A 23,039-nucleotide genomic window follows, 5' to 3' on the forward strand; every position below is an offset into this window, starting at 1 on the left:
CCGGGCCGAGCCCGGCTCTCATCGAACGAGACCTAGGAAACACGCCCTAGGGCCTGACCGCGATGGCGCGGGCCGCGAGCCCTTCTGCGACGAGCCTGCCCAGGATGTAGGTGCACGCCGCGTCCTGGTCGGGCACGTCGACGGAGAACACCGGCGAGCAGCCCTCATCCAGCAGCCGCACGCGCCACGCGGAGCCGGAAGGTTCGGCGTGCCAACGGTTCGCGGCCACGCTCGTGGGGTCGAACGGGGCGATGCCCAGCCGGACGAGGTTGCGCTCGAACAGCTTCGCCTGCATCAGCGCCCACCTCCCGCCGGGCCGAGCACGCCGCGCCACACCTGGTCGGCGGCCAGCTCGCCGTAGAGGTACCAGCACGCCGCCGACTCGTCGGCGAAGGCGCGCCACCGGCCGGGGCGCCCGTTGCCGTCGATGAACCCGGCGGCCCACTTCCGCGATTCGGGGTCCTGCGCGACGCACATCCGGTCGCGCACGAGCGAGCCCGCCCCGATCGCGTCCTCGGCGAGGCCGAGCTCGGGCAGGCGCAGCACCAGTTCCGCCACGTTCACAGCGCGAGATTGAACCACCACGCTCCGTGTCGCCCGCGACCGCCCCGGGCTAGCGCAGGCTCCACATCAGGTAGGCGGCCAGGGTCGGGGCGTCGGTGATCACGCCGCCGCGCACCATGTTCTCGACCTCGGCCCGGGAGAACCACCGCTGCCGCATGTCCTGCTCGGTCACCTCGCGGTTCGGCTCACCGCCGGTCAGCTCGGTCGCCAGGAACACGTGCGCGCCGATGCCGGACATCCCGTTCGCGCTGTGCGTGTAGCCGATCTCCTCGATCCGGCCCGCCACGAAACCCGTCTCCTCGGCCAGCTCCGCGGCGGCCATCTGCTCGGGCGTGCCGCTCTCCCCCGGCGGGAACGACCCGGACGGGAACTCCCACGACCGCGCGCCCATCGCGTAGCGGTACTGCTCGACGAGGTGGAAGCCGTCGTTCTCCCACGGGATCACCACGGCGAAGTCCGGCTTGTCGATCACTGAGTACAGCCCGGGTGTTCCGTCGAGGTGTTCGACGCGGTCCTCGCGCACCGACAGCCACGGGTTCTCGTAGACGACTCTGGATGACACGGTCCTGATGCTCACCCCACGATTGTGCACTAGCAACCAGAGTTGCTACCCGCACACTTAGCAATGTAGGTTGCTAGCCATGGAGTCACGGGACGTCACGACCGTCGCCGCCGACGTGTCGGACCCGAGAGCCGGACTGCGCGCGGTGTCCTCACTGCGCCTGCTGGCCGAGACCCTGGAGTTCCGCCAGGTCGAGGCCGGACTGCGGGCGGGCATGAGCTGGCTGGAGATCGCCGAGGCGCTCGGTGTGTCCAGGCAGGCCGTGCACAAGAAGTACGCCAGGCGGATCGACCCGTCCATCGACGTACCGAGAAGGAACAGAGGATGACGAAGTTCGTGATGGCGGCGAACCTGTCCGTCCAGGCCAGGGACGAGGCGTCGCGCTGGGGACACCCCCAGGTGGACGTCGAGCACCTGTTCCTGGCCCTGCTGCTCTCCGGCGGCGCGGCCGGAAAAGCGTTGCGGCGGCTCGGGATCACCCTGGAGCGCGCTCGCGATGCCGTCGAGGCCGTGCACGCGGAGCGGATCGGGAGCCTGGGGATCGCCGCCCCCGCGATGCCGACCGGCCCGATCCGCGAACCGGGCAACCGCGAGATCGAGTTCTCCGAGCGCGCGCTCGGCGTCATCCGGACACGTGACGAGGTCGGGATCGTGCGCGCGCTCGTCGACGAGCCCAGCGGACTGGTCGAAGCACTCCTGCTCCACCTCGGACTCACCCCCGCCGAGGTTCACGGCGCGATCGAAACCGCTCCGCAGCAACCAAAGCTGCCTCGCACGGCCGTCCACAGTGGATTCATCCCGGCGCCCGTCGACACCGTGTGGTCGTTGGTCTCCGACCCGGCGCGGCGCTCGGAATGGGACACAGCGGTCGCCAGCGCCGAGCCCGTGACCGACGGCCTCTGGAAGATGACCTTGACCAACGGGCGCGGTTTCACGCTGCGCGAGCTCAGCAACGTCGTGCGCAGCCTGGAGTGGGAGGTTCGCTGGCCGGGTCACTGGACGCCCCTGCACTGGCTGACGGTGTCGCTCGCCGAGGCCAACGGCGGAACGACGATCACGCTCACCGGCTCCTGGGAACGCCGGTGGACCCCCAATCCGTTGCGCCGCTTCGCGATGCGGCTCCTGCTGACCGCGTACGCGACCGCGCTCTCCCGCGCTCTACGCTGACCTGAGGTACGCCAGCACGGCCAGCACCCGGCGGTGCCCGGCGTCGGTCGCGGGCAGGCCGAGCTTCGAGAAGATGTTGCCGATGTGCTTGTGCACGGCGCTGTCGCTCACCACGAGCGTCGACCCGATCGTCGCGTTGGAGTGGCCCTCCGCCATCAGCGCCAGCACTTCGCGCTCGCGCGGCGTCAACCCGTGCAGCGGGTCGTCCCCGCGCCGCCGGACCAGCAGCTGCGACACCACCTCCGGATCCATCGCGGTCCCACCTCCGGCCACGCGCGCCAACGCGTCCAGGAAGTCCTCGACCTTGCCGACCCGTTCCTTGAGGAGGTAGCCGACTCCGCCGCTGCCGTCCGCGAGCAGCTCCGCCGCGTAGCTGTCCTCCACGTGCGCCGACAGCACGAGCACGGCGAGCCCGGGGTGCAGCCGCCGGGCCTCCACCGCCGCGCGCAGTCCCTCGTCGGTGAAGCTCGGCGGCATGCGCACGTCCACCACCGCCACGTCCGGCCGGTCCTCGGCGACCGCGCTGAGCAGGGCGGACGGGTTGTCGACGGCGGAGGTGACCTCCATGCCCTCAGCGCGGAGCAGGTGGGTCAGGCCCTCGCGGAGCAGGGCGTCGTCCTCAGCGATCACAATGCGCACGGCTCATGCTCCCGCAGGGATCGCGACACGCACGACTGTGGGTCCGCCGTGCGGGCTGGTGATCTCGGTGAGGCCGTCGAAGGCGTCCACGCGTCGACGGATTCCGAGCAGCCCGCTGCCCTGCTCCTCGTCGGCGCCACCCGTGCCGTCGTCGGTGATCTCCACGACGAGCGCGCGGTCCTGCGTCCACAACCCGACGGTGATCTGCTTGGCACCACTGTGTTTCACCGCGTTGGTCAGCGCTTCGGCGATCACGAAGTAGGCCGCTGCCTCGACCGCTGCGGGCAGGCGCGGCAGCTCGCCGATACCGAGCGTGCACGGGATCGCACAGTGCGCCGCGAGCGAAGTCACCGCACCTTCAAGCCCGCGATCTGCGAGCACGGGCGGGTAGATGCTGCGAACCACTTCGCGCAGCTCGGTCAGCGCATCGGTCGCCGCGTTCTGCGCCGTGAGCACCAACGGCAGCGCGGCTTCGGGGTTGCGGTGCAAGGCTCGCTCCGCCATGCCGAGGTGCATCACGACCGCGACGAGCCGGTTCTGCGTGCCGTCGTGCAGGCCGCGCTCGATGCGCCGAAGCTCTGTGCCGTGCGCTTCGAGAGCCGCCGCGCGCGTCGCGGTGACCTCGGCCAAGCGCTCCACCAGGCTCTGGCTCGGCGGTGCGAGGCGCGCGGCGCTCACCCGTGAGTACCACCGGGCCAGGCGTGGGACGAAAATCAGCCCAAGCAGGCCGTAAGCCGCCGCGGTCAGCAGTGCCAGCCCGGCATCGCTCCACGACCGGATCGGCATGTCGACGGTCGTGGTGATTCCTGGGAAGTACGGCCAGATCGCGGCGAACACGACGTTCTGCACGACCCCGGCGGGCGAGCCGATCGCGACGGAGCCGACCAGGGTCCCCAGGAGAGCCTGCATGGCCAGCCAGCCCAGGTCGCGACGGCTGGAGGCGCTCAGCAGCTCGACGAACGGGTCCCCGCCCTCGCGTGGCGGCTGCGGGATCGTGGTGCCGAGGAAGCGCCCGGTGCGCCCGCGTTCGAAGGTCGCCAGCCTCCGCGCGAGCCCGGCGACCCTGGGCAGCAACGGCAGCGTCACGATCATGACCACGCACGCCAGCACCAGCACGGCGGAGAGCATCGCCGCGAAGCCCACGACCATCGTGCCCGCGAGGTACTTCCACTCCTTCACCCAGGCTGCTCCAGAGACGGGGTGGAGCAGGCTCCACCATCGACAGGGGCACGCGCGGGATGGTTGCCGCCGCTCCCGCCGACCTACCGTCCTGACGTCGGGAAACACAGGACGGAAGGCGCATCATGATGACACGTCAGCAGCTGGTCGCGGTGGGTGAGACGGGGACCGGGCACGCCGTCCGGCTGGAGGCGGCGACCATGGTCTACGGCTCCGGGGCGAACCGCGTCACCGCGCTGAAGGCGGTCACCACCGACCTGCCGCGCGGGGTCCTGACCGCCGTGATGGGGCCGTCGGGCTCCGGCAAGAGCACCTTCCTGCACCTCGCCGCCGGGCTCGACCGGCCCACCTCCGGGCGCGTGCTGCTGGGCGGCACCGACCTCGGCGGGCTGTCCGAGACCAAGCTCACCGAGCTGCGCCGCGACCGCATCGGCTTCGTCTTCCAGGCCTACAACCTGATCCCCGCGCTGAGCGTCGCCGACAACATCACGCTCCCGCTGCGCTTCGCCGGGCGTTCGGCCGATCCCGCGTGGCTGATGGAGATCACCAGCGCGGTCGGGCTCGGCGGGTTGCTCGGGCGCCGCCCGAACCAGCTCTCCGGCGGTCAGCAGCAGCGCGTCGCGATCGCCCGCGCGCTGATCACCAGGCCGGACGCGGTCTTCGCCGACGAGCCGACGGGCGCGCTCGACACCACGACCGCGGCGGAGGTGTTGCGGCTGCTGCGAGAACTCGTCGACACGCGCGGACAGACCGTCGTGATGGTCACGCACGATCCGGTCGCCGCGTCCTACGCCCACCGCGTGCTGTTCCTGGCGGACGGCGCGATCGTGGACTCACTGGCCGATCCGACCGCCGACGCCGTCGCCGCGCGCATGACGCACCTGGGACGGCGAGCATGAAGATCGCCTGGCAGTCGGTTCGCTCGCACCGCACGAGCTTCGTGTCCGCGTTCCTCGCAGTGCTCGGCGGCGTCGTCCTCATCACTGCGTGCGGTGTGCTGTTGCAGTCGGGGTTGTTCGCGGGAATCGCCCCGCAGCGATACGCGGGCGCGCCCGTCGTCGTCGGTGCCACGCAGTCGGTCACGGTCCCCGTCGAGGACGACATCGACCCCGTGGAATGGTTGCCAGAGCGTGCTTTGGTGCCCGCCTCGGTCGCTTCGGCCGTCGCCGCGACGCCGGGAGTCCGCGAGGTGGTGCCCGACACCAGCGTCTCCGCGCGCGTGATCACTTCGAGCGGTGAGGTGGTCGGCATGCCCGGCCACGGCTGGGCTTCCACCAAGATCACTCCGGTCGCGTTGCGCTCGGGAACGGCTCCGGGAGTCGGCGAAGTCGTGCTCAGTGCCTCGCTCGCTCCGGTCGGCTCCTCGGTGCGGATCGCCACGGACGGCTCGCCCGCGGAGTACCGGGTCAGCGGCGTCGTGGACTCCGGCCTCTACTTCGCCTCGGTTCCTGGTGGTGCTGCCGCCCTCGCGGTCTTCCCGTCGCCGGGCATCTCGGACTCCGAGTTGGCTGATCGCGTGTCGAAGTCCTTGGCTTCCCAAGGTCTTTCGTCTCGTGCGGTCGTCAAGTCCGGTGTGGACAGGGGCGAGGTCGAGTTCCTGAGCGCCGCGCAGTCGCGTCTCGTGCTCTTGCTGGTGTCCGGCTCCTTCAGCGGCTTCGTCCTGATGATCGTGATCTTCGTGGTGGCGAGCACGCTGTCCCTCATGGTGCACCAGCGCCGCCGGGAGATCGCGCTGCTGCGGGCAGTCGCGGCCACGCCTCGGCAGATCCACCGCATGCTCGCCGGCGAGGTGCTCGTGGTGACGGGTACGGCTGTCGCGATCGGCGTGGTGCCGGGCTATCTGCTCGCGTACTCGCTCCGTGACGGGCTGGCGGGGATCGGCGTGATCGCGGACGGTTTCGTGCTGTCGATCGGCCCGGTTCCCGCGCTCGCCGCTGCCCTGCTGTGCTTCGGCGCGGCCAGGATCGCGGTGTGGTCGGCCGCGCGGCGCGGAGTGCGAGTGTCTCCGGTGGAAGCACTCCGCGAGTCCACTGTGGAGCGTCCGGAGATCGGTCGTGCGCGGACGATCACCGGCTGCGTCCTCGTCGGCCTCGCCCTCGTTTCGGTGGTGGCGGTGATCTTCGTACCCGCGAAGCTCACCGTGGTGCCCGCCGGAGTCTCCTCGCTGCTCGCGGTGATCGGCCTCGCGCTGCTCGGGCCTCGGCTGATGGCGGCGCTCACCCAGGCTGTCGGAGCGCGGCTCCACGGAGGGCGGGTTTCGAGTTATCTCGCGGCGGCGAACAGTTCGGCCAGCTCGCGTCGCCTCGCCGCGGCGGTGACTCCGCTCGTGCTGACGATCGGCTTCGCCACGAGTCAGTTCTACACGCAGAGCACGTTGATCGACGCCACTCAGGTCCAGGCCCGAGCCGCCACCGTCGCCGACTTCGTGGTGACCGGCCAGGGCGGCGGCGTCTCGGCTTCGCTCTCCGTTGCGGCACGCGGAGTTCCCGGTGTTGTCGCGGCCAGTCCGCTCGTCGCGACAGAGGTCGTGGCGATCGACCGCAGCGCCGCGAAGGAGCCGCTTTCGCGCTCAACCGCTTACGGCGTCGACTCTTCCGTCGCTTCGGTGTTGCGGCTCCCGGTGATCTCCGGGGCGTTCTCCGAGCTTCGCGGCGACACCGTGGCGCTCAGCTCGACCGAGGCTTCGTGGCTCGGCAAGCGCGTCGGTGACCGCGTGGAACTCGTGCTGGGCGACGGCTTCGCCACGCATCCCCGCGTTGTGGCGGTGTTCGAGGGGAACTTGGGGTTCGGCGATGTGCTGCTGCCCGCCGAGGTCGTGCTCCCACACACCACCGACCGGCTCGCCGACGCGATCCTGGTGTCGGCCGCGCCCAACGCCGACGTGGCTCCTGCGCTGCGCGGGCTGTCTCCCGGTGTCACGGTGGGCGATCGCTCGGCGTTGAGCGTCGCGCAGGACAACCAGCTGGAGGCCAATGCGTGGCTCAACCGCCTGCTGCTCGGCCTCGTGCTGGCTTACGTCGCGCTCGCTTCGGCGACCACGCTCGTGACCGTGACGACCGGGCGGGCGCGCGAGTTCGCTCTGCTGCGCCTGGTCGGCGGGACGCGGCGGCAGATCGCCCGGATGCTGCGCACCGAGACGGTGATCATCGTGGGCATCGCCGTCGCCCTCGGCACCGTGGTCGCGGCGATCCCGCTGACCGTGCTCTCGCTGCGGCTCACGGCGATCCCGCTGCCGTCCGGCACTCCGTGGGTGTTCGCCGGGATCGTCGCCGCCACCGTGCTGACCGGCGTGCTCTCGATCCGGTTGCCCGGAAGGCGCGTCACGCGCGCACACCCGCTGCACGCGCTCCGCGCCGAGTGAACAGCCGCCGTAAATCCGTTTGCCCCAATGGCGGCCACTGCCGATGATGGGAAGCGCACAAGCAAGCAAGGGGGGCGGTCATGACGAAGGGCTCCCCCAGAGGCGCAGCCGCGTCATGACCAGGGCGCCGCCCCGTGATCGGGGGCGGCCCCACTCAGGTCGCTAGCTCAACTGGCAGAGCAGCTGACTCTTAATCAGCGGGTTCGGGGTTCGAGTCCCCGGCGACCTACTCAGCGTGTTTACAGTGTCCACAGTGGACGACCGCGCCCTTCTAGGCAGCTTGAAGCGTTCCTGGTTTCCGGAGGTTTGATTTTAGTCGACACTGAAGTCATTGGGAATGTCGACTTTGTGGAGCGTCAGCGTCAGGACCTGTCCTGCAAGTGGCTGAGTTGCGTGTTCCGGTCACGGTGCCGCTGGGGGTCGAGGTGTCTTCAAGACCAGCAAACCCCTCTGTTGATCATCGTTAACCGTCGCAATCCCAGCGGCTCGATGAGGGTTTGCCGTCGTTTCTTGCGTGGGGTACGGCTGGGCTTCCGGGCCGGGGGACGGCTGATTTTCCGGGCCGGGGGACGGCTGGATTTCCAGGTCGGGGACGGCTGGGCTTCCAGCGGGGGAACGGCTGCGCTTCCCGGTCGGGACGGCTGGGCTTCCAGCGGGGGAACGGCTGCGCTTCCCGGTCGGGACGGCTGGGCTTCCAGCGGGGGAACGGCTGGAGCCTTGAGCTCTTTCCAGCGGGGTACGGCCGCGCTTCCCGGTTGAGTTGGGTGCGTGGTGCGCGTGGGTTCCTGCGCGGGTGTCGGCTTGACCTGGGGCCCCTTGCGCGTGCCGTCATGGGCCGGACGGGCACGGTGAAGGATCACCGGCCCACGCCAGCAAGCGTATGGCACGCGCACCCCAGGTAAAGCCGACCCGGTTTCGCAGGCGCCTGGCGATTTCGTTGTGGTTTCTGTGGTTATGTCGACGGAGTCGACGAACAAAACCGTTGTGGCTCAACGTGATTCACTCTGTAGGGACAGGATCTCGATCTTCGAATTTGAGACAATAGAGAGGAGTCGAAAGAGGGGGATTCTGTTGAGTGCCAAGGCCATTATCGCTTTGCTGAAACGCTACCTCGCGCGCGGAGACACCTACCGGTTCACCGGTGACCCGCTGTTGGATGAGCTGCGGAACTTCGAGAAGATCGCCACCCTCGCCGTGGCCGCGAGCACTGACCTCGCCACCGAAGCCCAGTCCCAAGGCCTGTACGCCGACCAGGGGTGCAAGGACTTGACGGTGTTACTGCGGACAGCCTTGAAGTTGGCGCCTGAGGATGCCAAGCGCCGCAGTCGGCTCGTGCAGGAACTCCCGTCGCTGCCGTTGGCGAAGGAAGCGATGTATGCCGGGACGATCAGTCCTCGCCATGCTCTGGTCGTCTCCGACGCGGTGGCGAAGATCCCGGAGGATCGTGCGGTCGAAGCCGAAGAAGCCCTCGTCGACCACGCACCTCAGTTGAATCCGCGTCAGTTGATGTATGTGGGCAAACGCATCCGCACCCAACTCGACCCCGAAGGCGCCTACCGCGACGAACAAGAGAACATCGCTCAACGGTCGGTGAAGATGGGGAAAGACCACAACGGGTGGTTGCACTTCACCGGCATCCTGCCCCCGGTCGAGGGCGCCGCAGTCGAAGCAGCCCTGCACGCGCTGGCCAGCCCTCGCAGCGGGGAAGACACCCGCACCCCCGAACAACGCTACGCCGACAGTTTCACCGAGGCGATGAAGATCGCCCTCGCCACCAGGGAGTTGCCGACCAACGGCGGACAAAAGCCGCAGATCATCATCACCATCCCCTACCACGCCCTGCTCACCGCGATCGGCTTCGGCGACACCTCCTGGGGCGGCCCCCTCTCCGCCCACCTCATCCGCGAAATGGCCTGCGACGCCAACATCGTCCCCGCCGTACTCAACGGCAAGAACGTGCCGCTGAACCTCGGACGGTCGAAACGAACCGCCTCACCCGGGATGCGGACCGCACTCGCCGTGCGGGACAAAGGATGCGCCTTCCCCGGATGCGATCGGCCCCCGGCCTGGACGGAAGCCCACCACGTCGTGCACTGGCTCGACGGCGGACCCACCGACCTCGACAACATGGTCCTGCTCTGCACGCACCACCATCATGTGATGCATCAGCAGGGGTGGGAAATCGTCTTCGAGCAGGGGTTGCCGACCTTCATCCCGCCGCGCTGGGTCGACCCGGACCAGAAACCGACGCGCAACATCAGAGTCGAACTCGACCTCGCGCTCACGCCCTGAGCCCCATCAGGTTCGCCGGTCTTCAAGACCACCCAACCCCCGCCCCAGCCGTCTCCAATGACAGCAAACCCCCACAAGACCGCAGGGTTTGCGGCGGTTAACGATGATCAACAGCAGGGTTTGCTGGTCTTGAAGACACCTCAACCCGCAGCGACATCGTGACCGGAATGCACAGCTCAACCACAGGCGCTAGTCCACCCGGTGGCAGCGATCACCTCGCGAGCGATCTCCGGCACGGATCGGTGGTCGGTCGCCACGCGGACCGTGTCAGCAGGACACCGCGCGTCGAGCAGGCGGGCCTTGCTGGCGCTGTTGACCAACTCCTGGTCGAGCTCCGAACCGAGCTCGCGGTGGGCGAGCCGGGAGTGGGCGGTGGTATCGGAAGCAGTGAGCAAGACACGGACGATCCGCAGATCAGAGCCCATAGCGCGGGTGAAAATGGACGTCGCCGAAGGCATGACGCACAGCGTGTTGGTGTAGACCAGCCGGGAACAACCGAGCCGCGCGTAGTTCGACCAGACAGCCGCGAGGTTCAGCGTGGTGATCTCCGAACGGTGCGGATCGCCCTCAGGAGCCGGGTGAACCTGCCCCATGAAGTCGCCGTCGATCAGCGCGTGCGCGACGGGAACCGCCCGCAGCAAAGCCGAAACCTCCCACGCGACAGTGGTCTTGCCAACACCGGCCCTGCCGCCGATCAAAAGAGCATCCACAAGCACAAGATGTCACGGTTGCCGGAAACACAGGGAACCCCACTGGAAACCCGCGCCGATCGCCGACATCACGAACGCCTCACCGGAGCGGACGAACCCCCGGCTGACGGACTCGTGCAGCGCGGTGAACACTCCAGCGGAGCCGGTGTTGCCGAGCCGATCCAGGGTGATCGGAGCCCGGGACAGCGGCACTCCGAGCTTCTCGACAGCAGCTTTGATGATGTTCACATTGGCCTGGTGCAGAAAGAAGTGCGACACCTCAGCGACGGACACACCGGCACGCGCGGTCGCGGCGAGGATGCTGTCAGGCAGCCAGCGGGTCGCAGCGTCCCAGACCGCGCGGCCGTCCATCTGGAGGTAGTGCTGGCGCGCAGCGACCGTGACAGCAGAGGTGGGCAAGCGCGAACCACCGGCGGGGATCTCAACCGCATCGGACAGCTCAGAACCGAAATCCCATGCGAGCAAACCGGTACCGGGGACCGAACCACGGCGCAGCACGACTGCGGCAGCGGCGTCGCCGAAGAAGACGCGGGAAGTGCGCTCCAGCGGGTCGGTGACACGGGACGCGGCGTCGGCGGCGATGACGAGCACGGAACGGATGCCGTCGGACTGCAACAGGTGGGAGCCGAGCATGACGGCCTGCACACCGTTGGCGCACGCGGAATGCGTGACGTCGAAGGTCAGTGCGCGGTCGGCGCCGAGCTTGTCCTTGACGATCAACGCGGTGGACAGCAGGGGTTGGTCCCAGGTGTAGGTGGCGAAGATGATGACGTCCACTTCGGACGGAGCGAGGCGCGCGGACTCCAGAGCCGAGCGAGCCGCCGGAAGGCCCATGTCGGAGACGGCGAGATCCGGTGCGAGCCACCGGCGCGAACGAATCCCGGTGCGGCTGGTGATCCACTCGTCAGTGGTGTCGATCATCCTGGCCAGGTCGTCGTTGGTGACCACGGTGTCGGGGACGTGCAGGCCGGTGCCCGCGATCACGACGGGCCGCACACCGGGCTCCGATCGGCGAGGCTGTTGGCGGAAGCGGTGATCAGCTCGGCGAAGTCGACGTAGAAGCGGCCGGAAGGGCAGTCGGCGCCGAGCAGGGCGCGCCGCGCGGCCTCTGCGGTGAGAGCGCCGCCGAGCGCGACACCGGACGCGAGCTGCGGCCAGCTGCTCAACGTCTTGCCGAGCTCGTCGAAGGACGCGCGCAGCTCGGGACTGATCCTGCCGGCGTCCACCATCGCCAGGATGAGATCCACCTTCTCCTGCTGTGTCAACGACTTCACCGACTCGGCCGTGACGTCGCCGATCAAGCCGTGCAGCAGCGGGCGGTCGGGTTCGAGGTCGAAGCGCTCGACGTCGAGCATCCCCCGGTCGTTGCAGTCCATCACCACCGGGATGCCGAGCGCGCGGGCCCGTTCACGCACGGCGATCTTGGCGTAGGGCGTGTCGCACTCCTCCACCACCAGGTCCAGGCCGGCGAAGAACTCGCCGATCGTGGCTTCGGTGAGACCCTCGGTGAAGATCTCGACGTCGAGGTGGGGATCGATCTCGAAGAGCTGCCGAGCGGTGATCACCGCCTTGTTGACGCCGAGGTGATGCACTCCGGCGCGCAGCCGGTTCAGGTTGGACAGGCCGAAGCTGTCGAAGTCGGCGAGCTTGAACGCACCCCCGATGCCCTCCAACGCGAACGTGACGGCGGAGGCGTTGCCGACCGAGAGGCCGACGATGCCGACGCGGCGTTCGAGCAGGCTGCGCTGGGCCGGGCGCTCGACCTTGCCGCGGTTGCGGTCGGTGCGCACGAGCCGGAACTCCTCGCGCGGCAGCACGTGCACGAGCCGCCCCGACCACGGGTACCACGCCCACGTGCCGTACGCCTGGAGCGGGACCCCGGCGAGCTGCTCGACCTTGCGCGCCGCGATCTCCTCGTCACCGAAGGAGATCGACGGTTCACGACTGCGGATGAGCTCGTCGAGCTGCGCGTCGATCGTGTCGTGGACCTCCCGCACGCGGCCCGACGAGAGCAGCGCCGCGAAGGCCGAGCGGTCGTGCGCGAGGTCGAACAGGGTGGGCCGCCAAGCAGAGCGGTCGGCGGTGTCGGGAAGCGTGAACGCCTCCGGCGCCGGAGCGATTTCCGTTGTGGCGGAGGCGATTCCCGGGAAGGCGTCGCGCATCTCGGCGACCAGGTCGAGGTACTCCCCCGCTCCGTCGGCGGGCCGGTGGACCATGATCACGACGTCCTCGGTGTAGCGGTCGACGTAGCGGCGCGTGCTGTTGACGGCACGGAAACCGAAGCGCTCGTGGAAGACGTGCTGGCCGTCCTTCGTGCCGGACGTGCCGATCATGAGCTTGGCGCCCAGCGCGTGCGCGGCGCCGATCGCGACCGCGTTCAGGTGGGCGCCGAGGCCGAGCTTGCGCGCGCGGTGCTCCACGACGAGCCTGCTGTGCTCGAAGGTGTCTTGCACAGCAACGCCTTCAGCGCGCAGGACGTGCGCGTAGCGCTCCGCACCGAGGAAAGCGAGCGACTGGAACAGCTCACCCGTCTCCGGCGTGGAGAGCCTGATGTAGCCCAGCGGCGGCCCGTCGGGCGAGCGCCGCGCGATGAAGTGCCAGGCGCCGTGGTCCAGCACCTGGTCGTCCACGTGCGTGCCGTCGTCGGCACGGAAGGCGGGACGGCGGCCACGGTCGAAGAGAACCCGTGCCCGCAGCTCGCGCACCAGCGCGATCACGCCGTCCTCGTCGGCGCGATCGTCGGCACGCGCGTGAAAGGCGCTCACATGCCACTGTGCTCCCATCGCCGCAGCCTGCCAGGCAGCGTTGTCACTTCGCTGTCACCGACAAAGCGCAGCTCAGGGGGCACATTTACGGGAGCGACTACGGGATCGCGAGATCCAGGCTGATCGTCTGCCCCTCCTCGATCCCCTCGCGCCTGCGCATCTGCGTCTTCAGCGGCACGATGTAGCTGCCGTCCTTGGGGAACAGGGAGGTCGCCCACGTGCTCCCGCCGACGGTGACGGTCGCCGGGATCATCCCCCAGCCGTAGCTGACGTGCCCCGACAGCTCCTGGATGTCACGGCGCACCTCCTCGGGGACGGTGACGAAGTACCACGGCGCCGGGCCGCGCCAGTACCAGACCTCGCCGGTGAACGTGACCTTCATGCGGCAACGCTACGATCAGTCCCGGACGTTCCGCTTCCTCAAACGCAGATTCGGGCCTCGCATGCGTGACGACCTCAGCCCGACGGCGCGCGCCCTGCTCGCCTTCGAGTCCATTCAGGACAGACCGGGCATCACCGGGGCGGAGCTCGCCGCGCGGCTCGGCGTCACCGACCGCGCCGCGCGCCGCTACGTGGGCATCCTGCGCGAGGCCGGGATTCCCATCGAGTCGCTCAGCGGACCGTACGGGGGCTACCGCGTCGGCCGGGGCGCCCGCCTCGCGCCGCTGATGTTCAGCACGCCCGAGGCGCTCGGGCTGGTCATGGCCGTGCTCCAGGGCTGGCACGGCGCGGCCGACGGCGACCACCCCGTGGCCACGGCGCTCGGCAAGATCGTTCGCGTGCTGCCCGCGTCCTCCGCCGCGCCGGTCGAGGCCATCCGGCGGGTGAACGCCCAGAACCCCGGCGACGCGGCGGCCAGCCCCGATCCTCAGCTCACTGCCGCGCTCGCGCAGGCGTGCGAGAGCAGGCAGCAGCTGCGAATCCTTTACCGCGCCCGGGACATGGTGCTCGATCCGTGGGCCGTCGTGGTGCGTCACGGGCGGTGGTACCTGCTGTGCTGGTCGCAGACCGCCCGAGCCAGGCGCGTGCTGCGCCTGGACCGCGTCGAGCAGGCCGAGCCGACCGGTCGCTCCTTCGACCCGCCCGCCGACCTCGATCCCGTGCAGGAGGTGGAGAACCACCTCGCCGACGGCTGGACGCACGAGGCCGAAGTCCGCTTCGAGGTGCCGATTTCCCTTGCGGCCCAATGTGTTCCGCGCGCGCTCGGCCGACTGACCGAAGATGGGGACGGCTGCGCGCTGCGCGGAAGCACCGACAACGCCGTGTGGTACGCCGCGCAGCTCGCCGCGACGGAGCTTCCTTTCGTTGTGCTGCAAGGAGATGCCGTGCGCGCGGAGGTGAAGCTCCTCGCCGAGCGGCTTACCCGAGCGGCAGCAGGTCGTGCGGACCGCGCGGATCGATCTCGTGGTGGTCCTCGTACTGGCTGCTGAAGCCGACGACGCGCACGCGCTGCCCAGCGGCGAAGCGGCTCACGTCGATGCGGGTCTGCGTGTTGACGAAGACGATCACTTCGCCGGAGCCGTCGTTGACGTGGACCTTGTGGCCGTAGGGCAGATCGTTCTCCACCGGCTTGGTGATCTTGGCGACCGCCGCGACGAGACGGCCCTCCGTCGACTCGCCGACGGAGCCGGTGCGCACAGGCTCGGGCAGCACGGGAAGCGCCCAGTGGCCGAACTTCACGCCGTCGGTGGCGGGCACGATCGTGCGCAGGCCGGAGCTGTCGGTCAGCACACCGCTCACCCGGGCGCGGCGGCCGGGGCGCGCGCCGAGGTCGTCGGCGGTCTTCACGTAGATCCCGGCGGAGCGGTCCTGGATCGCGAAACCCTTGTCGTAGAAGCTTGATTCGAAGACACCGCTCGGCGTGGTCGTGGTGCCCTCGACGGTCACGGTCGAGCCCAGCGGCAACGCTCTGGCCTCGGCGATCGTGCTCACTGTCGGAGTGGCGGAGACGGGAACGGCGAGCGCGACGGTCAGCAGGACCGCGGCCGACAGGCGGGACAGCAGGGTGAACATTCCCCCAGAATGGCAGTACCGCGAACGGCCTACAACGCCTCCCAGGTTCTCCTACTGAAGTAGGGATGCCTCGCCGACGTTCCGCGCTGGAGCGACAACCACCGCGCGTTGCCCGGAATGGCGGATAGCTGAGCCGAAACGGGCTCCCTAACGTGCCGCGGCAGCAGTTCGGCCCCCCGCCGTGAGCCACCGTGGGAGAGCGGCTCTGCCCCACGCCCCCTGCCGTGACGGGAGTACTTCCATGAAGCCGAATTCAGCTGTCCGCCTCGCCGGTGCCGCGTTGTTGGCGATCACTTCGGCGGCGGCGCTCGCCCTGCCCGCGACCGCCTCCCCGGAGATGCTCAGCGCGATGCAGCGCGACCTCGGCCTGACCGCCGAGCAGGCGGAAGCCCGAGCTGCCAACGAGATGAGGGCCGCTGAGACCGACGCCGAGCTGCGCGGAGTGCTCGGCGACAGCTACGCCGGGTCGCACTTCGCCGCCGGTGACCCGACGCTGATCGTGTCCGTGACCGACGCGAGCAAGATCGGCGCGGTCCGCGCGGCGGGCGCGCAGGCTCGCGTGGTCGCGCGCAGCGCCAAGCGACTCGACGCCGTGAAGTCCACTTTGGACAGTGCCGACCAGCACGCCAGGGGCGTCGTCAGCGGGTGGTACGTCGACACCGCGAACAACCGCGTTGTCGTGACCGCCAAGGTCGTCGCCGACGGCGAGAAGTTCGTCAAGGCCAGCGGTGCCGACGCGAGCGCGATCACCGTGGAGCGCAGCGACGACCAGTACAAGACGCTGCACGACACGCGCGGCGGCGACGCCTACCACATGCTGTTCGGCCTGGCCCGCTGCTCGATCGGCTTCTCCGTCCAAGGCGGCTTCGTCACCGCTGGGCATTGCAGCCCCGCCGGGCAGCAGACGTGGGGGCACAACATGGTCGCCTCCGGAACGGTGCGCGGCTCCAGCTTCCCCGGCAACGACTACGGCTGGGTGGGCACCAACTCCAGCTGGGTCTCGCGCGGCGTGGTCAACCGCTACAACGGCGGCACCGTCGCGGTGCAGGGCTCGACCGAAGCGGCCGTCGGCGCGGCGGTCTGCCGCTCCGGCTCCACCACGGGCTGGCGCTGCGGCACCATCCAGGCGAAGAACCAGACCGTCGTCTACGAGCAGGGCACCGTCAAGGGCATGACCAAGACCAACGCCTGCGCCGAGGGCGGTGACTCCGGCGGCTCCTGGCTGTCGGGCAACCAGGCCCAGGGCGTCACCTCCGGCGGCACCGCCGAGGGGTGCAGCGCGCCCGCGACCACGTTCTTCTTCCCGGTCAACCCGATCCTCAAGGCGTACGGCCTGCGCCTGATCACCAGCTGAGGCGAGGACGGGCACCCGCGAGCCGTCGCGGGTGCCCGTCGCTTCAGCTCACGACTCGCGCAGCTCCAACACCCGCAGCACGTCCCTGGCCCAGTTGACGTTGGCCTGCTCGTAGGCGCGCCCGCCCATCAACGTCAGGTACACGCCGATCGACTCCGCCTCGCGCGCGTACTCCTGCTCGGAGCGGCCGTCCAGCAGGTCCGCGTGCAGCCGGTCGTAGCGCGCGAGCTTGGCCTCTGACAGCTCCAACCGGGCGGACATGGCTTTGTGGAGCGCTTCCTGGTCGCCGATGTCGAGCGCGCGGAGCTTGACCAGGAGATCATCACGCATCGCCGGCGGCCGGGTCTGCTCGGCGGTGAACGCGTGCAGTTCCTCGCGACCGGCGGCGGTGAGGCTGAACACGCGCTTGTTCGGCCGCCGCTCCTGCTCCACGACGCGGCCCTGGATCAGCTCGGCGCGTTCCAGCTGCTCCAGCTCGCGGTAGAGCTGCTGCGGCGTCGCCGACCAGAAGTTGGCCACGGACACGTCGAAGCGCTTCGCCAGCTCGTAGCCCGAAGCGTCCCCGTCCAGCAGGGCGGCGAGCACCGCGTGACGCAGAGCCATCTGTTCAGCCTTCCCGCAAGGGGTTAGTGTCAGTGACACCTATTCAACTAGTTGACTAACTCAGGAGCAAGCCGTGCGTGCTTTCCGGGTCGCCGTCGAAGCGCAGGACATGGAGGCGGCCGTCGCGCTGCTCACCGACGACGTGGTCTTCCACAGCCCCGTCGCCTTCCGCCCCTACCAGGGCCGCGAGGTGGTCGGCACGATCCTGCGCGCCGTCTCCCGGGTGTTCCAGGACTTCCGCTACGTGCGCGAGATCGGCGCCCCCGACGCCGCTGACCAGGTGCTCGTCTTCCACGCCCGGGTCGGCGACCGCGAGATCGAGGGCGCGGACTTCCTGCACGTCGACGAGCACGGCCGCATCGACCAGCTCACGGTCATGGTCCGCCCGCTCAGCGCCGCGCACGCCCTCGCCGACGCGATGGCCGCCGAGCTCGGCGCGCGGCGATGACACTCCCCCACATCGACGAGCACACGGTCCCCGTGGCGGCACCCGCCGAGGCGGTGTGGGCCGCGCTGACGGAGGCGCTCGACAAGTCCTTCTCCGGCTCCCTCGCCGAGTTCTACACGCGGCTCGTCGGCTGCCCTGAGACCCGTACGTCCGGCCCGCGCCCGCTGGCGGAGGGCTCGACGCTGCCCGGGTTCCGCGTCACATCGACGACTCCGCTGATTCTCTCGGGCCGTCACCGCTTCTCGACCTATGAGTTGATCTTCCGAGTCGACGATCTCGGTCCCGATCGGTCGCGGCTGCGCGCCGAGAGCCGAGCCGTATTCCCCGGCGTGCTCGGCCGCGTCTACCGCGCGCTCGTCATCGGCAGCGGAGGACACGCGGTCGCCGTCCGGCGCGTGCTGTCGCGCATCGCGAAAGCCGCCGTCAGCGCGTCCCCGAGGTGATGAGCACCGGAGCCATGCCGAAGAAGCGGTCGCGCTCGGCCCGGTCGAGCTGATCGGCCAGCCACCGCGGTCCGTCCGGGTCGTTCGCCGTGCGGCGCAGCAGGTGCATCATCGCGTCGGCCCCGGTGAACACGAGCAGCCTGCCCTCCACCTGGACATCGCGGAACCCCGCGTCCAGCACCAGGTTCCGCGTGCTCCGGGCGATCGTGGGATGCGGAACGCCCTCCGACAGCACCGCCATCAGGCGCCGCGTCAGCACGGGATCGTCCGAGTCGACCGCGACGCCCTCCCAGTCCTGGCCCAGCACCACGATCCGCCCGCCCGGCGCCAGCACCCGGGCCGCCTCCGCGATCGCGGCCTCCGGGTCGGCCACGGCGTGCAGCACCTTGTCGGCCCGGTACCCGTGCAGCGAGCCGTCCGCCTGCGGCAGCGACTCCGCCACTCCCAGGGTGAACTCCGCACGCGGATACCGCGTCCTCGCCGCGCCGATCATGTCCGGGCTCGGGTCGAGGCCCTCCGCTCTCACTCCGCGTTCGGCCAGCTCCGCCACCGCGAGCCCCGTGCCGCAGCCGACGTCCAGCACCGCGTCACCCGGCCGGGCGCTCAGCAGCTCGTAGGAGCGTTTCCGCAGCTCCACCGAGGCGGGCAGGGTGTCGAGCCGGTCCAGGGCGCTGCTCAAGTCGTTGACCATGCGCCGAGCGTGCAATTTCATGTCGACATGAAGTCAAGCTTCACCATCGGCGAGCTCGCCGCGCGCTTCGGGCTCGCCACGCACGTCCTGCGGCACTGGGAGTCCATGGGGCTGCTCGAACCGGCGCGGCACTCCGGCGGTCACCGCAGGTACGGCTCCGAAGATGCCGAGCGCGTCACGTTCATCCTCAAGGCCAAGGAGGTCGGCCTCAGCCTCGACGACACGCGCGTGTTCCTGCACGCACCCGCGGGCGCTGACCGCAAGGCCGTGCTCCGCGAGCAGCAGGCTCGGCTCGAACACCGCGTCCGCGCCGCCCAGGAGGCTCTGGAGCTGCTGGCCCACGTGCTGCGCTGCGAGCACGAGGACGTCATCCAGTGTCCGAACTTCCGCGCCCTGTTGGCTTCCGACCGATCCCCGCCTGGATGAGCAGCCCCACGTCCAGGTGCCGCACCGCGTCCACCGGCCGCTCCGACTGCCAGTGCGCCACCCCCGCGAGCCCCGGCTCCTCCATCTCGAAGTCGCCGAACATCCGCGCGATCTCCGCGCACGGCCTCGCGTGGATGGAGTTGCGCGACTCCTTCATCATCGCCGCCATCTGCTCGATCATCGCGGGCAGCCCGTCGCTCGCCAGGTGGCTGATCGCCAGGTAGCTCCCCGGCGCCACCGCGTCCCGGTACCGCTCCAGCGCCGCGAACGGGTCGTGCTGCTCCGGCACGTAGTGGAAGACCGTCGCCGCCAGCACCCCCACCGGCTCGTCGAAGTCCAGCATCCGCGTCGTCTCCGGCGCGCGCAGGACGTCCTCCGGCCGCGCCGCGTCCGCGTGCACCACCGTCGCCCTGTCGCTGCCCTTCAGGATCATCCTGGTGTGCGCGACCGCCACGTCCTCGCAGTCCACGTACACCACCCGGCTGTCCCCCGCGATCTCGTGCACGTTGCCCACCGTCGGGATCCCCGAGCCCAAGTCCAGGAACTGCCTGATCCCGCGCCCCACCATCAACTGCACCGCGCGCCGCACGAACGTCCTGTTGATCACCGCCATCTCGCGGGCGAAAGGATGTGCGACCAGCGCCCGCTCCGCGAAGACCCGGTCGACCTCGAAGTTGTGCCCGCCGCCGAGGTAGTAGTCGTACACGCGCGCCGCGCTCGGCTTGCTGAGGTCGATCCCGTCGGGAATCCAGTCGCTCATGGCCTGTCTCTACGAGGCGTTGTGGCCGAGGCCAAACCGATTCGTCCGTGGTTGAAGGGGTGACTTCGGACGGGTTCTCCGGGCGGGTAGGGCTGGGGTTCCAGGTCGGGGACGGCTGGCTTCCAGGTGGGGGGCGGCTGGGGTTCCGGTTTGCACCGGCTGGGCTTCCAGCGGGGGTACGGCTGGGCTTCCAGGTCGGGAAAGGCTGGGCTTCCAGGTCGGGAAAGGCTGGAGCTTTTAGCTCTTTCCAGCGGGGTACGGCTGCGCTTCCAGCTCGGGGACGGCTGCGTGGAGCGTGACAGTTCCAGCATGGGGGTCGGCTTGACCTGGGGCCCCTCGCGCGTGCCGAAATGGGCCGGACGGGCACGGGATGAATCCCGGCCACGCTGACAAGCGTATGGCACGCGCACCCCAGGTAAAGCCGACCCCGGTTTCGCTGACGGCTGACAGTTCCGTTTCCCCTTGGCCTGCAACGGATTTGACGCTGTTGGAGGAGTTGCTAAAATGAGGGGTAGCCAGCACAGGGAGGTGAATCATGTTGGATATCAAGGCAGTGAAGACGCTTTTGGTAGATCATCTCGAAGCGCGCGACGTCTACAAGCTCTCCGAGAAAGAGCATCTCGCGTTCCTGGTTGAGTTGGAGACCCTCACGAATCTGGTGACCGCAGCAAAGGTCGATGCCGCTGAGTATGCGGAGGATCGTGGTCTGCACACCGCGCAAGGGTGCCGGAACCTCGCGACACTGTTGCGGTCACACTTGAAGATTTCTCCGGCGGAAGCGAAGCGACGCTCGCTGCTCGTAGAAGACCTGCCCGGTGTACCTTCCACGAAGGACGCCCTGTACGCAGGCGAGATCAGTGGCGATCACGCCGCCGTCATCGCCGATGTCATCAAAAACATCCCCGCCGATGCTGCCGACGAAGCCGAAGACATCCTCCTCACCTACGCACCCGAGCTGACCTCACGCGAGTTGGCGCAAGCAGGCAAACGGGTCCGCTCCCACTTCGACCAAGAAGGCGCGTTCAAAGACGAGCAGAAGGCCGTGGAAGCGCGGTCGTTCCGGATGGGCAAAGACCAACACGGATCACTGTTCTTCAACGGATGCCTCCCGCCCATCGAGGGCGCGATCTTCGAAGAAGCCCTGCACGCCGTATCCAAACCCCGCCCGACCAATGGTGAGCAAGATCCTCGGACGGTGGAGCAGCGGTATGCCGACGGACTCTGCGAGTTGGTCGCGGTCGCGATGGCCACCCATGACCTCCCGGCCAGCGGAGGCGTTCGACCGCAAATGGTCGTCACGATGCGCTTGGACTACCTGGAAGAGAAACTCCGGACCGGGTATACCGACTGGGACGGCGAAGCCACCGCCTCGCTGATCCGGCAACTCGCTTGCGACGCCGAACTCATCCCGGTGGTGTTGAACGGGGAGAGCATCCCCCTCGACTACGGGCGCTCCGCCCGGACCGCGCCTGCTCCCCTACGCAGGGCGTTGGCGGTGCGGGACAAGGGATGCGCCTTCCCCGGATGCGACCGGCCACCCGCGTGGACGGAAGCTCACCACGTGTTGCACTGGGTAGAGCATCGAGGCCCGACCGACTTGAACAACATGACCCTGTTGTGCTCGCACCACCATCACGTGATCCACCAAGAAGACTGGAAGATCGTCTTCGGCGAGGACGGGCGACCGGACTTCATTCCGCCGACGTGGGTGGATGCGGAGCAGAAACCGATGCGCAACATCAGAGTCGACCCACGACTGACGGCGTAACAGGGAGGGGAGGTGTAATGCGCACAACACGAGGGGCTGGAAAGCAAGGGGCGCAACGGAACGGAGGCTTTACCTGGGGTGCGCGTGCCATACGCTTCCCCGCGAGGGCCGGAATCCCTTCCGTGCCCGTGAGAGGCCCAAGGGCACGCGCGAGGGGCCCCAGGTCAAGCCGGACCCGCGCTGGAATCGAGCAACGCCACAGCGGCGCGCTCCACAGACGCGCGGTCCATCGGCTCCCACACGAGCTCCGCGCAGATCTGGAACGCGAAACCCTGCTGCGGCGCGCGGCCGCTGGGCTGGAGCATCAGGTACTCCGGGCCGCCGTCCTCGTCGCGGCCGATCATGACCTCGACGGTCAACACGGTGTCGGAAACTCGCGCGGGCTCGGTGGCGCCAGGAGCGAGCCAGGAAATCGGCCGACCGGGGTCGGGCTCATCGTCGACGAGCACGAAACTCCGCTCGTACGCCTCATCGACAGCAGGCTTGAGCAGCCACGAAGCGAAGCGGGCGACGTGCTCGGAACCTCCGCTCAACCGGACGCGACCGAGGAAGTACGCGTCGAACCACCAGTCGCCGCGCGCGTCGCGGTCGAGAGCGAACCACAGCTGCTCAACGGGACGGCCCGGGTAGTGGGCAGCCAGCCACGAGAACCTCATGAGGCGAGGTGAGCGGCCGTGACGGGACTGATCACAGCCCAGCCGAGGCGCCGGTACAGACCCAAGCCGTCCTCGGTCGCGACCAGAACCGACCGCACAGCACCACCTTCGGCGGCGAGCACGTCGAGTTCGCTCATCACCACGCTGCCCAGCCCTCGTCGGCGGTGCGCGGGATCGGTGACCACCTGGTCCACAGTGGAGGCCGAACCCCACACGGCGAACAGGCCCGAAGCGGCGACAGAACCGTCGGAAGCGCGGACCTCGACGCCGAGCGGCGAGCGCGAGACGACGTAACCGGCGGGCGGGGCGACGCGGGACGACGCCGAGAGCTCCTTGCCCATCAAGTACTCCGGCGCCTCAACGGTCCACTGTGGACCGAGAGCGGGATGCCCGCAGATCTTCAGCCACGTGCCGGGAGCCGTCAGCGAAGCACTCCTGAAGTCCACCGTGGACGCCGAAGGCAGCACGTAGCGCACGAGGTGACCCGGACGACCCACGTCGATGCGGTAGCCGTCGGGCTCGGCAACGGGCGCGGAGGTGCCCCGGGTCAGCGCCCAGCCGTGCACCCAGTCGCGCACGGCGCGGTCAACACTCGAATCCACCAGTCCATCATGCCCGAACGAGCTATCCCGCATAGT

General features: G+C 69.1%; 26 protein-coding genes and 1 tRNA gene. 12 read left to right on the top strand and 15 right to left on the bottom strand.

What is annotated here, in order from left to right:
- Positions 1-46 precede the first annotated feature (46 nt).
- The 3 genes from ABD798_RS26210 to ABD798_RS26220 are packed head-to-tail and all read right to left on the bottom strand — an operon-like array spanning position 47 to position 1,126.
- Positions 47-295 carry a hypothetical protein gene (locus tag ABD798_RS26210; RefSeq protein WP_344879996.1) on the bottom strand — a complete coding sequence of 83 codons (249 nt, stop codon included), beginning with the start codon at positions 293-295 and terminating at the stop codon, positions 47-49.
- Complete coding sequence (locus tag ABD798_RS26215) at positions 295-564, bottom strand: hypothetical protein (protein WP_344879999.1); 270 nt, start codon at positions 562-564, stop codon at positions 295-297. The genes ABD798_RS26210 and ABD798_RS26215 overlap by 1 nt, the downstream gene beginning before the upstream one ends.
- Before the next feature lie 49 nt (positions 565-613).
- On the bottom strand, positions 614-1,126 hold the full coding sequence (locus tag ABD798_RS26220; protein WP_344880001.1) for an NUDIX domain-containing protein: 513 nt from the start codon (positions 1,124-1,126) through the stop codon (positions 614-616).
- A 79-nt stretch (positions 1,127-1,205) separates the two neighbouring features.
- Between ABD798_RS26220 and ABD798_RS26225 the strand changes: the two genes are divergently transcribed.
- Complete coding sequence (locus ABD798_RS26225; protein ID WP_344880004.1) at positions 1,206-1,454, top strand: helix-turn-helix domain-containing protein; 249 nt, start codon at positions 1,206-1,208, stop codon at positions 1,452-1,454.
- Complete coding sequence (locus tag ABD798_RS26230; RefSeq protein WP_344880007.1) at positions 1,451-2,293, top strand: SRPBCC family protein; 843 nt, start codon at positions 1,451-1,453, stop codon at positions 2,291-2,293. The genes ABD798_RS26225 and ABD798_RS26230 overlap by 4 nt, the downstream gene beginning before the upstream one ends.
- On the opposite strand, the gene ABD798_RS26235 is transcribed toward ABD798_RS26230, so the two are convergent.
- Both ABD798_RS26235 and ABD798_RS26240 read right to left on the bottom strand, forming a co-directional pair.
- Positions 2,285-2,932, bottom strand: a complete 648-nt coding sequence (locus ABD798_RS26235) for a response regulator transcription factor (RefSeq protein WP_344880010.1) — start codon at positions 2,930-2,932, stop codon at positions 2,285-2,287. The genes ABD798_RS26230 and ABD798_RS26235 overlap by 9 nt on opposite strands.
- Positions 2,933-2,935: 3 nt before the next feature.
- Positions 2,936-4,111, bottom strand: a complete 1,176-nt coding sequence (locus ABD798_RS26240; protein WP_344880013.1) for a sensor histidine kinase — start codon at positions 4,109-4,111, stop codon at positions 2,936-2,938.
- Positions 4,112-4,239: 128 nt separating this feature from the next.
- On the opposite strand from ABD798_RS26240, the gene ABD798_RS26245 reads away from it, so the two are divergent.
- The 4 genes from ABD798_RS26245 (at position 4,240) to ABD798_RS26260 (ending at position 9,764) form a co-directional block, all read left to right on the top strand.
- Positions 4,240-5,010, top strand: a complete 771-nt coding sequence (locus ABD798_RS26245) for an ABC transporter ATP-binding protein (protein WP_425549268.1) — start codon at positions 4,240-4,242, stop codon at positions 5,008-5,010.
- Positions 5,007-7,472: an ABC transporter permease gene (locus ABD798_RS26250; protein ID WP_344880016.1), complete on the top strand. Its 2,466-nt coding sequence runs from the start codon at positions 5,007-5,009 to the stop codon at positions 7,470-7,472. Before ABD798_RS26245 ends, ABD798_RS26250 begins: the two co-directional genes overlap by 4 nt.
- A 156-nt stretch (positions 7,473-7,628) precedes the next feature.
- Positions 7,629-7,701, top strand: a tRNA-Lys gene (locus tag ABD798_RS26255).
- 842 nt (positions 7,702-8,543) lie between these two features.
- A complete protein-coding gene (locus ABD798_RS26260) occupies positions 8,544-9,764 on the top strand; it encodes an HNH endonuclease signature motif containing protein (protein WP_344880018.1) in 1,221 nt (406 codons plus the stop codon).
- Between the two features lie 176 nt (positions 9,765-9,940).
- On the opposite strand, the gene ABD798_RS26265 is transcribed toward ABD798_RS26260, so the two are convergent.
- The 4 genes from ABD798_RS26265 to ABD798_RS26280 all read right to left on the bottom strand — a co-directional run bounded on the left by ABD798_RS26265 (position 9,941) and on the right by ABD798_RS26280 (position 13,621).
- Positions 9,941-10,474, bottom strand: coding sequence for a hypothetical protein (locus ABD798_RS26265; protein ID WP_344880021.1), 534 nt, complete (start codon positions 10,472-10,474; stop codon positions 9,941-9,943).
- Positions 10,475-10,486: 12 nt separating this feature from the next.
- Positions 10,487-11,470 (bottom strand): 3-oxoacyl-ACP synthase III family protein, encoded by a 984-nt coding sequence (locus ABD798_RS26270; RefSeq protein ID WP_344880024.1) that lies wholly within the window; start codon positions 11,468-11,470, stop codon positions 10,487-10,489.
- Entirely contained in the window at positions 11,455-13,239 is a 1,785-nt protein-coding gene (locus tag ABD798_RS26275) for a ThiF family adenylyltransferase (RefSeq protein WP_344880027.1), read from the bottom strand. The genes ABD798_RS26270 and ABD798_RS26275 overlap by 16 nt, the downstream gene beginning before the upstream one ends.
- Before the next feature lie 97 nt (positions 13,240-13,336).
- Positions 13,337-13,621, bottom strand: coding sequence for a DUF1905 domain-containing protein (locus tag ABD798_RS26280; protein WP_344880030.1), 285 nt, complete (start codon positions 13,619-13,621; stop codon positions 13,337-13,339).
- 61 nt (positions 13,622-13,682) lie between these two features.
- On the opposite strand from ABD798_RS26280, the gene ABD798_RS26285 reads away from it, so the two are divergent.
- On the top strand, positions 13,683-14,669 hold the full coding sequence (locus ABD798_RS26285) for a helix-turn-helix transcriptional regulator (RefSeq protein WP_344880033.1): 987 nt from the start codon (positions 13,683-13,685) through the stop codon (positions 14,667-14,669).
- Here ABD798_RS26285 and ABD798_RS26290 read toward each other — a convergent pair.
- A complete protein-coding gene (locus ABD798_RS26290; protein ID WP_344880036.1) occupies positions 14,599-15,252 on the bottom strand; it encodes a single stranded DNA-binding domain-containing protein in 654 nt (217 codons plus the stop codon). The two genes, ABD798_RS26285 and ABD798_RS26290, sit on opposite strands and share 71 nt — an antisense overlap.
- 241 nt (positions 15,253-15,493) lie before the next feature.
- Between ABD798_RS26290 and ABD798_RS26295 the strand changes: the two genes are divergently transcribed.
- The gene (locus tag ABD798_RS26295) at positions 15,494-16,606 is read left to right on the top strand and encodes a S1 family peptidase (RefSeq protein ID WP_344880039.1); all 1,113 of its coding nucleotides are present in this window, start codon (positions 15,494-15,496) and stop codon (positions 16,604-16,606) included.
- 48 nt (positions 16,607-16,654) lie between these two features.
- On the opposite strand, the gene ABD798_RS26300 is transcribed toward ABD798_RS26295, so the two are convergent.
- Entirely contained in the window at positions 16,655-17,209 is a 555-nt protein-coding gene (locus tag ABD798_RS26300; RefSeq protein WP_344880042.1) for a PadR family transcriptional regulator, read from the bottom strand.
- 73 nt (positions 17,210-17,282) lie between these two features.
- Between ABD798_RS26300 and ABD798_RS26305 the strand changes: the two genes are divergently transcribed.
- Both ABD798_RS26305 and ABD798_RS26310 read left to right on the top strand, forming a co-directional pair.
- The gene (locus ABD798_RS26305; protein ID WP_344880045.1) at positions 17,283-17,657 is read left to right on the top strand and encodes a nuclear transport factor 2 family protein; all 375 of its coding nucleotides are present in this window, start codon (positions 17,283-17,285) and stop codon (positions 17,655-17,657) included.
- Positions 17,654-18,100 carry a hypothetical protein gene (locus tag ABD798_RS26310; protein WP_344880048.1) on the top strand — a complete coding sequence of 149 codons (447 nt, stop codon included), beginning with the start codon at positions 17,654-17,656 and terminating at the stop codon, positions 18,098-18,100. The genes ABD798_RS26305 and ABD798_RS26310 overlap by 4 nt, the downstream gene beginning before the upstream one ends.
- On the opposite strand, the gene ABD798_RS26315 is transcribed toward ABD798_RS26310, so the two are convergent.
- The gene (locus tag ABD798_RS26315; protein ID WP_344880051.1) at positions 18,081-18,791 is read right to left on the bottom strand and encodes a methyltransferase domain-containing protein; all 711 of its coding nucleotides are present in this window, start codon (positions 18,789-18,791) and stop codon (positions 18,081-18,083) included. The two genes, ABD798_RS26310 and ABD798_RS26315, sit on opposite strands and share 20 nt — an antisense overlap.
- A 27-nt stretch (positions 18,792-18,818) precedes the next feature.
- Between ABD798_RS26315 and ABD798_RS26320 the strand changes: the two genes are divergently transcribed.
- Positions 18,819-19,217: a MerR family transcriptional regulator gene (locus tag ABD798_RS26320; RefSeq protein ID WP_344880054.1), complete on the top strand. Its 399-nt coding sequence runs from the start codon at positions 18,819-18,821 to the stop codon at positions 19,215-19,217.
- Here ABD798_RS26320 and ABD798_RS26325 read toward each other — a convergent pair.
- Positions 19,159-19,977, bottom strand: a complete 819-nt coding sequence (locus tag ABD798_RS26325; protein WP_344880058.1) for an SAM-dependent methyltransferase — start codon at positions 19,975-19,977, stop codon at positions 19,159-19,161. The two genes, ABD798_RS26320 and ABD798_RS26325, sit on opposite strands and share 59 nt — an antisense overlap.
- Positions 19,978-20,512: 535 nt before the next feature.
- Between ABD798_RS26325 and ABD798_RS26330 the strand changes: the two genes are divergently transcribed.
- Entirely contained in the window at positions 20,513-21,745 is a 1,233-nt protein-coding gene (locus ABD798_RS26330) for an HNH endonuclease signature motif containing protein (protein ID WP_344880062.1), read from the top strand.
- Between the two features lie 164 nt (positions 21,746-21,909).
- Here ABD798_RS26330 and ABD798_RS26335 read toward each other — a convergent pair whose 3' ends face one another.
- Both ABD798_RS26335 and ABD798_RS26340 read right to left on the bottom strand, forming a co-directional pair.
- Positions 21,910-22,401, bottom strand: coding sequence for a hypothetical protein (locus ABD798_RS26335; RefSeq protein ID WP_344880065.1), 492 nt, complete (start codon positions 22,399-22,401; stop codon positions 21,910-21,912).
- On the bottom strand, positions 22,398-23,003 hold the full coding sequence (locus ABD798_RS26340; RefSeq protein WP_344880068.1) for a GNAT family N-acetyltransferase: 606 nt from the start codon (positions 23,001-23,003) through the stop codon (positions 22,398-22,400). The genes ABD798_RS26335 and ABD798_RS26340 overlap by 4 nt, the downstream gene beginning before the upstream one ends.
- Positions 23,004-23,039 lie beyond the last annotated feature (36 nt).

The sequence above is a fragment of the Allokutzneria multivorans genome (assembly GCF_039537405.1).
Taxonomy (GTDB): domain Bacteria; phylum Actinomycetota; class Actinomycetes; order Mycobacteriales; family Pseudonocardiaceae; genus Allokutzneria; species Allokutzneria multivorans.

What these genes read in the sequence shown, in the direction of transcription:
- ABD798_RS26210 (WP_344879996.1), bottom strand. Translation starts at nt 295, where the DNA reads ATGCAGGCGAAGCTGTTCGAGCGCAACCTCGTCCGGCTGGGCATCGCC.
- ABD798_RS26225 (WP_344880004.1), top strand. Translation starts at nt 1,206, where the DNA reads ATGGAGTCACGGGACGTCACGACCGTCGCCGCCGACGTGTCGGACCCG.
- ABD798_RS26230 (WP_344880007.1), top strand. Translation starts at nt 1,451, where the DNA reads ATGACGAAGTTCGTGATGGCGGCGAACCTGTCCGTCCAGGCCAGGGAC.
- ABD798_RS26245 (WP_425549268.1), top strand. Translation starts at nt 4,240, where the DNA reads ATGACACGTCAGCAGCTGGTCGCGGTGGGTGAGACGGGGACCGGGCAC.
- ABD798_RS26250 (WP_344880016.1), top strand. Translation starts at nt 5,007, where the DNA reads ATGAAGATCGCCTGGCAGTCGGTTCGCTCGCACCGCACGAGCTTCGTG.
- ABD798_RS26280 (WP_344880030.1), bottom strand. Translation starts at nt 13,621, where the DNA reads ATGAAGGTCACGTTCACCGGCGAGGTCTGGTACTGGCGCGGCCCGGCG.
- ABD798_RS26285 (WP_344880033.1), top strand. Translation starts at nt 13,683, where the DNA reads ATGCGTGACGACCTCAGCCCGACGGCGCGCGCCCTGCTCGCCTTCGAG.
- ABD798_RS26290 (WP_344880036.1), bottom strand. Translation starts at nt 15,252, where the DNA reads ATGTTCACCCTGCTGTCCCGCCTGTCGGCCGCGGTCCTGCTGACCGTC.
- ABD798_RS26295 (WP_344880039.1), top strand. Translation starts at nt 15,494, where the DNA reads ATGAAGCCGAATTCAGCTGTCCGCCTCGCCGGTGCCGCGTTGTTGGCG.
- ABD798_RS26300 (WP_344880042.1), bottom strand. Translation starts at nt 17,209, where the DNA reads ATGGCTCTGCGTCACGCGGTGCTCGCCGCCCTGCTGGACGGGGACGCT.
- ABD798_RS26310 (WP_344880048.1), top strand. Translation starts at nt 17,654, where the DNA reads ATGACACTCCCCCACATCGACGAGCACACGGTCCCCGTGGCGGCACCC.
- ABD798_RS26315 (WP_344880051.1), bottom strand. Translation starts at nt 18,791, where the DNA reads ATGGTCAACGACTTGAGCAGCGCCCTGGACCGGCTCGACACCCTGCCC.
- ABD798_RS26320 (WP_344880054.1), top strand. Translation starts at nt 18,819, where the DNA reads ATGAAGTCAAGCTTCACCATCGGCGAGCTCGCCGCGCGCTTCGGGCTC.
- ABD798_RS26325 (WP_344880058.1), bottom strand. Translation starts at nt 19,977, where the DNA reads ATGAGCGACTGGATTCCCGACGGGATCGACCTCAGCAAGCCGAGCGCG.
- ABD798_RS26330 (WP_344880062.1), top strand. Translation starts at nt 20,513, where the DNA reads ATGTTGGATATCAAGGCAGTGAAGACGCTTTTGGTAGATCATCTCGAA.
- ABD798_RS26335 (WP_344880065.1), bottom strand. Translation starts at nt 22,401, where the DNA reads ATGAGGTTCTCGTGGCTGGCTGCCCACTACCCGGGCCGTCCCGTTGAG.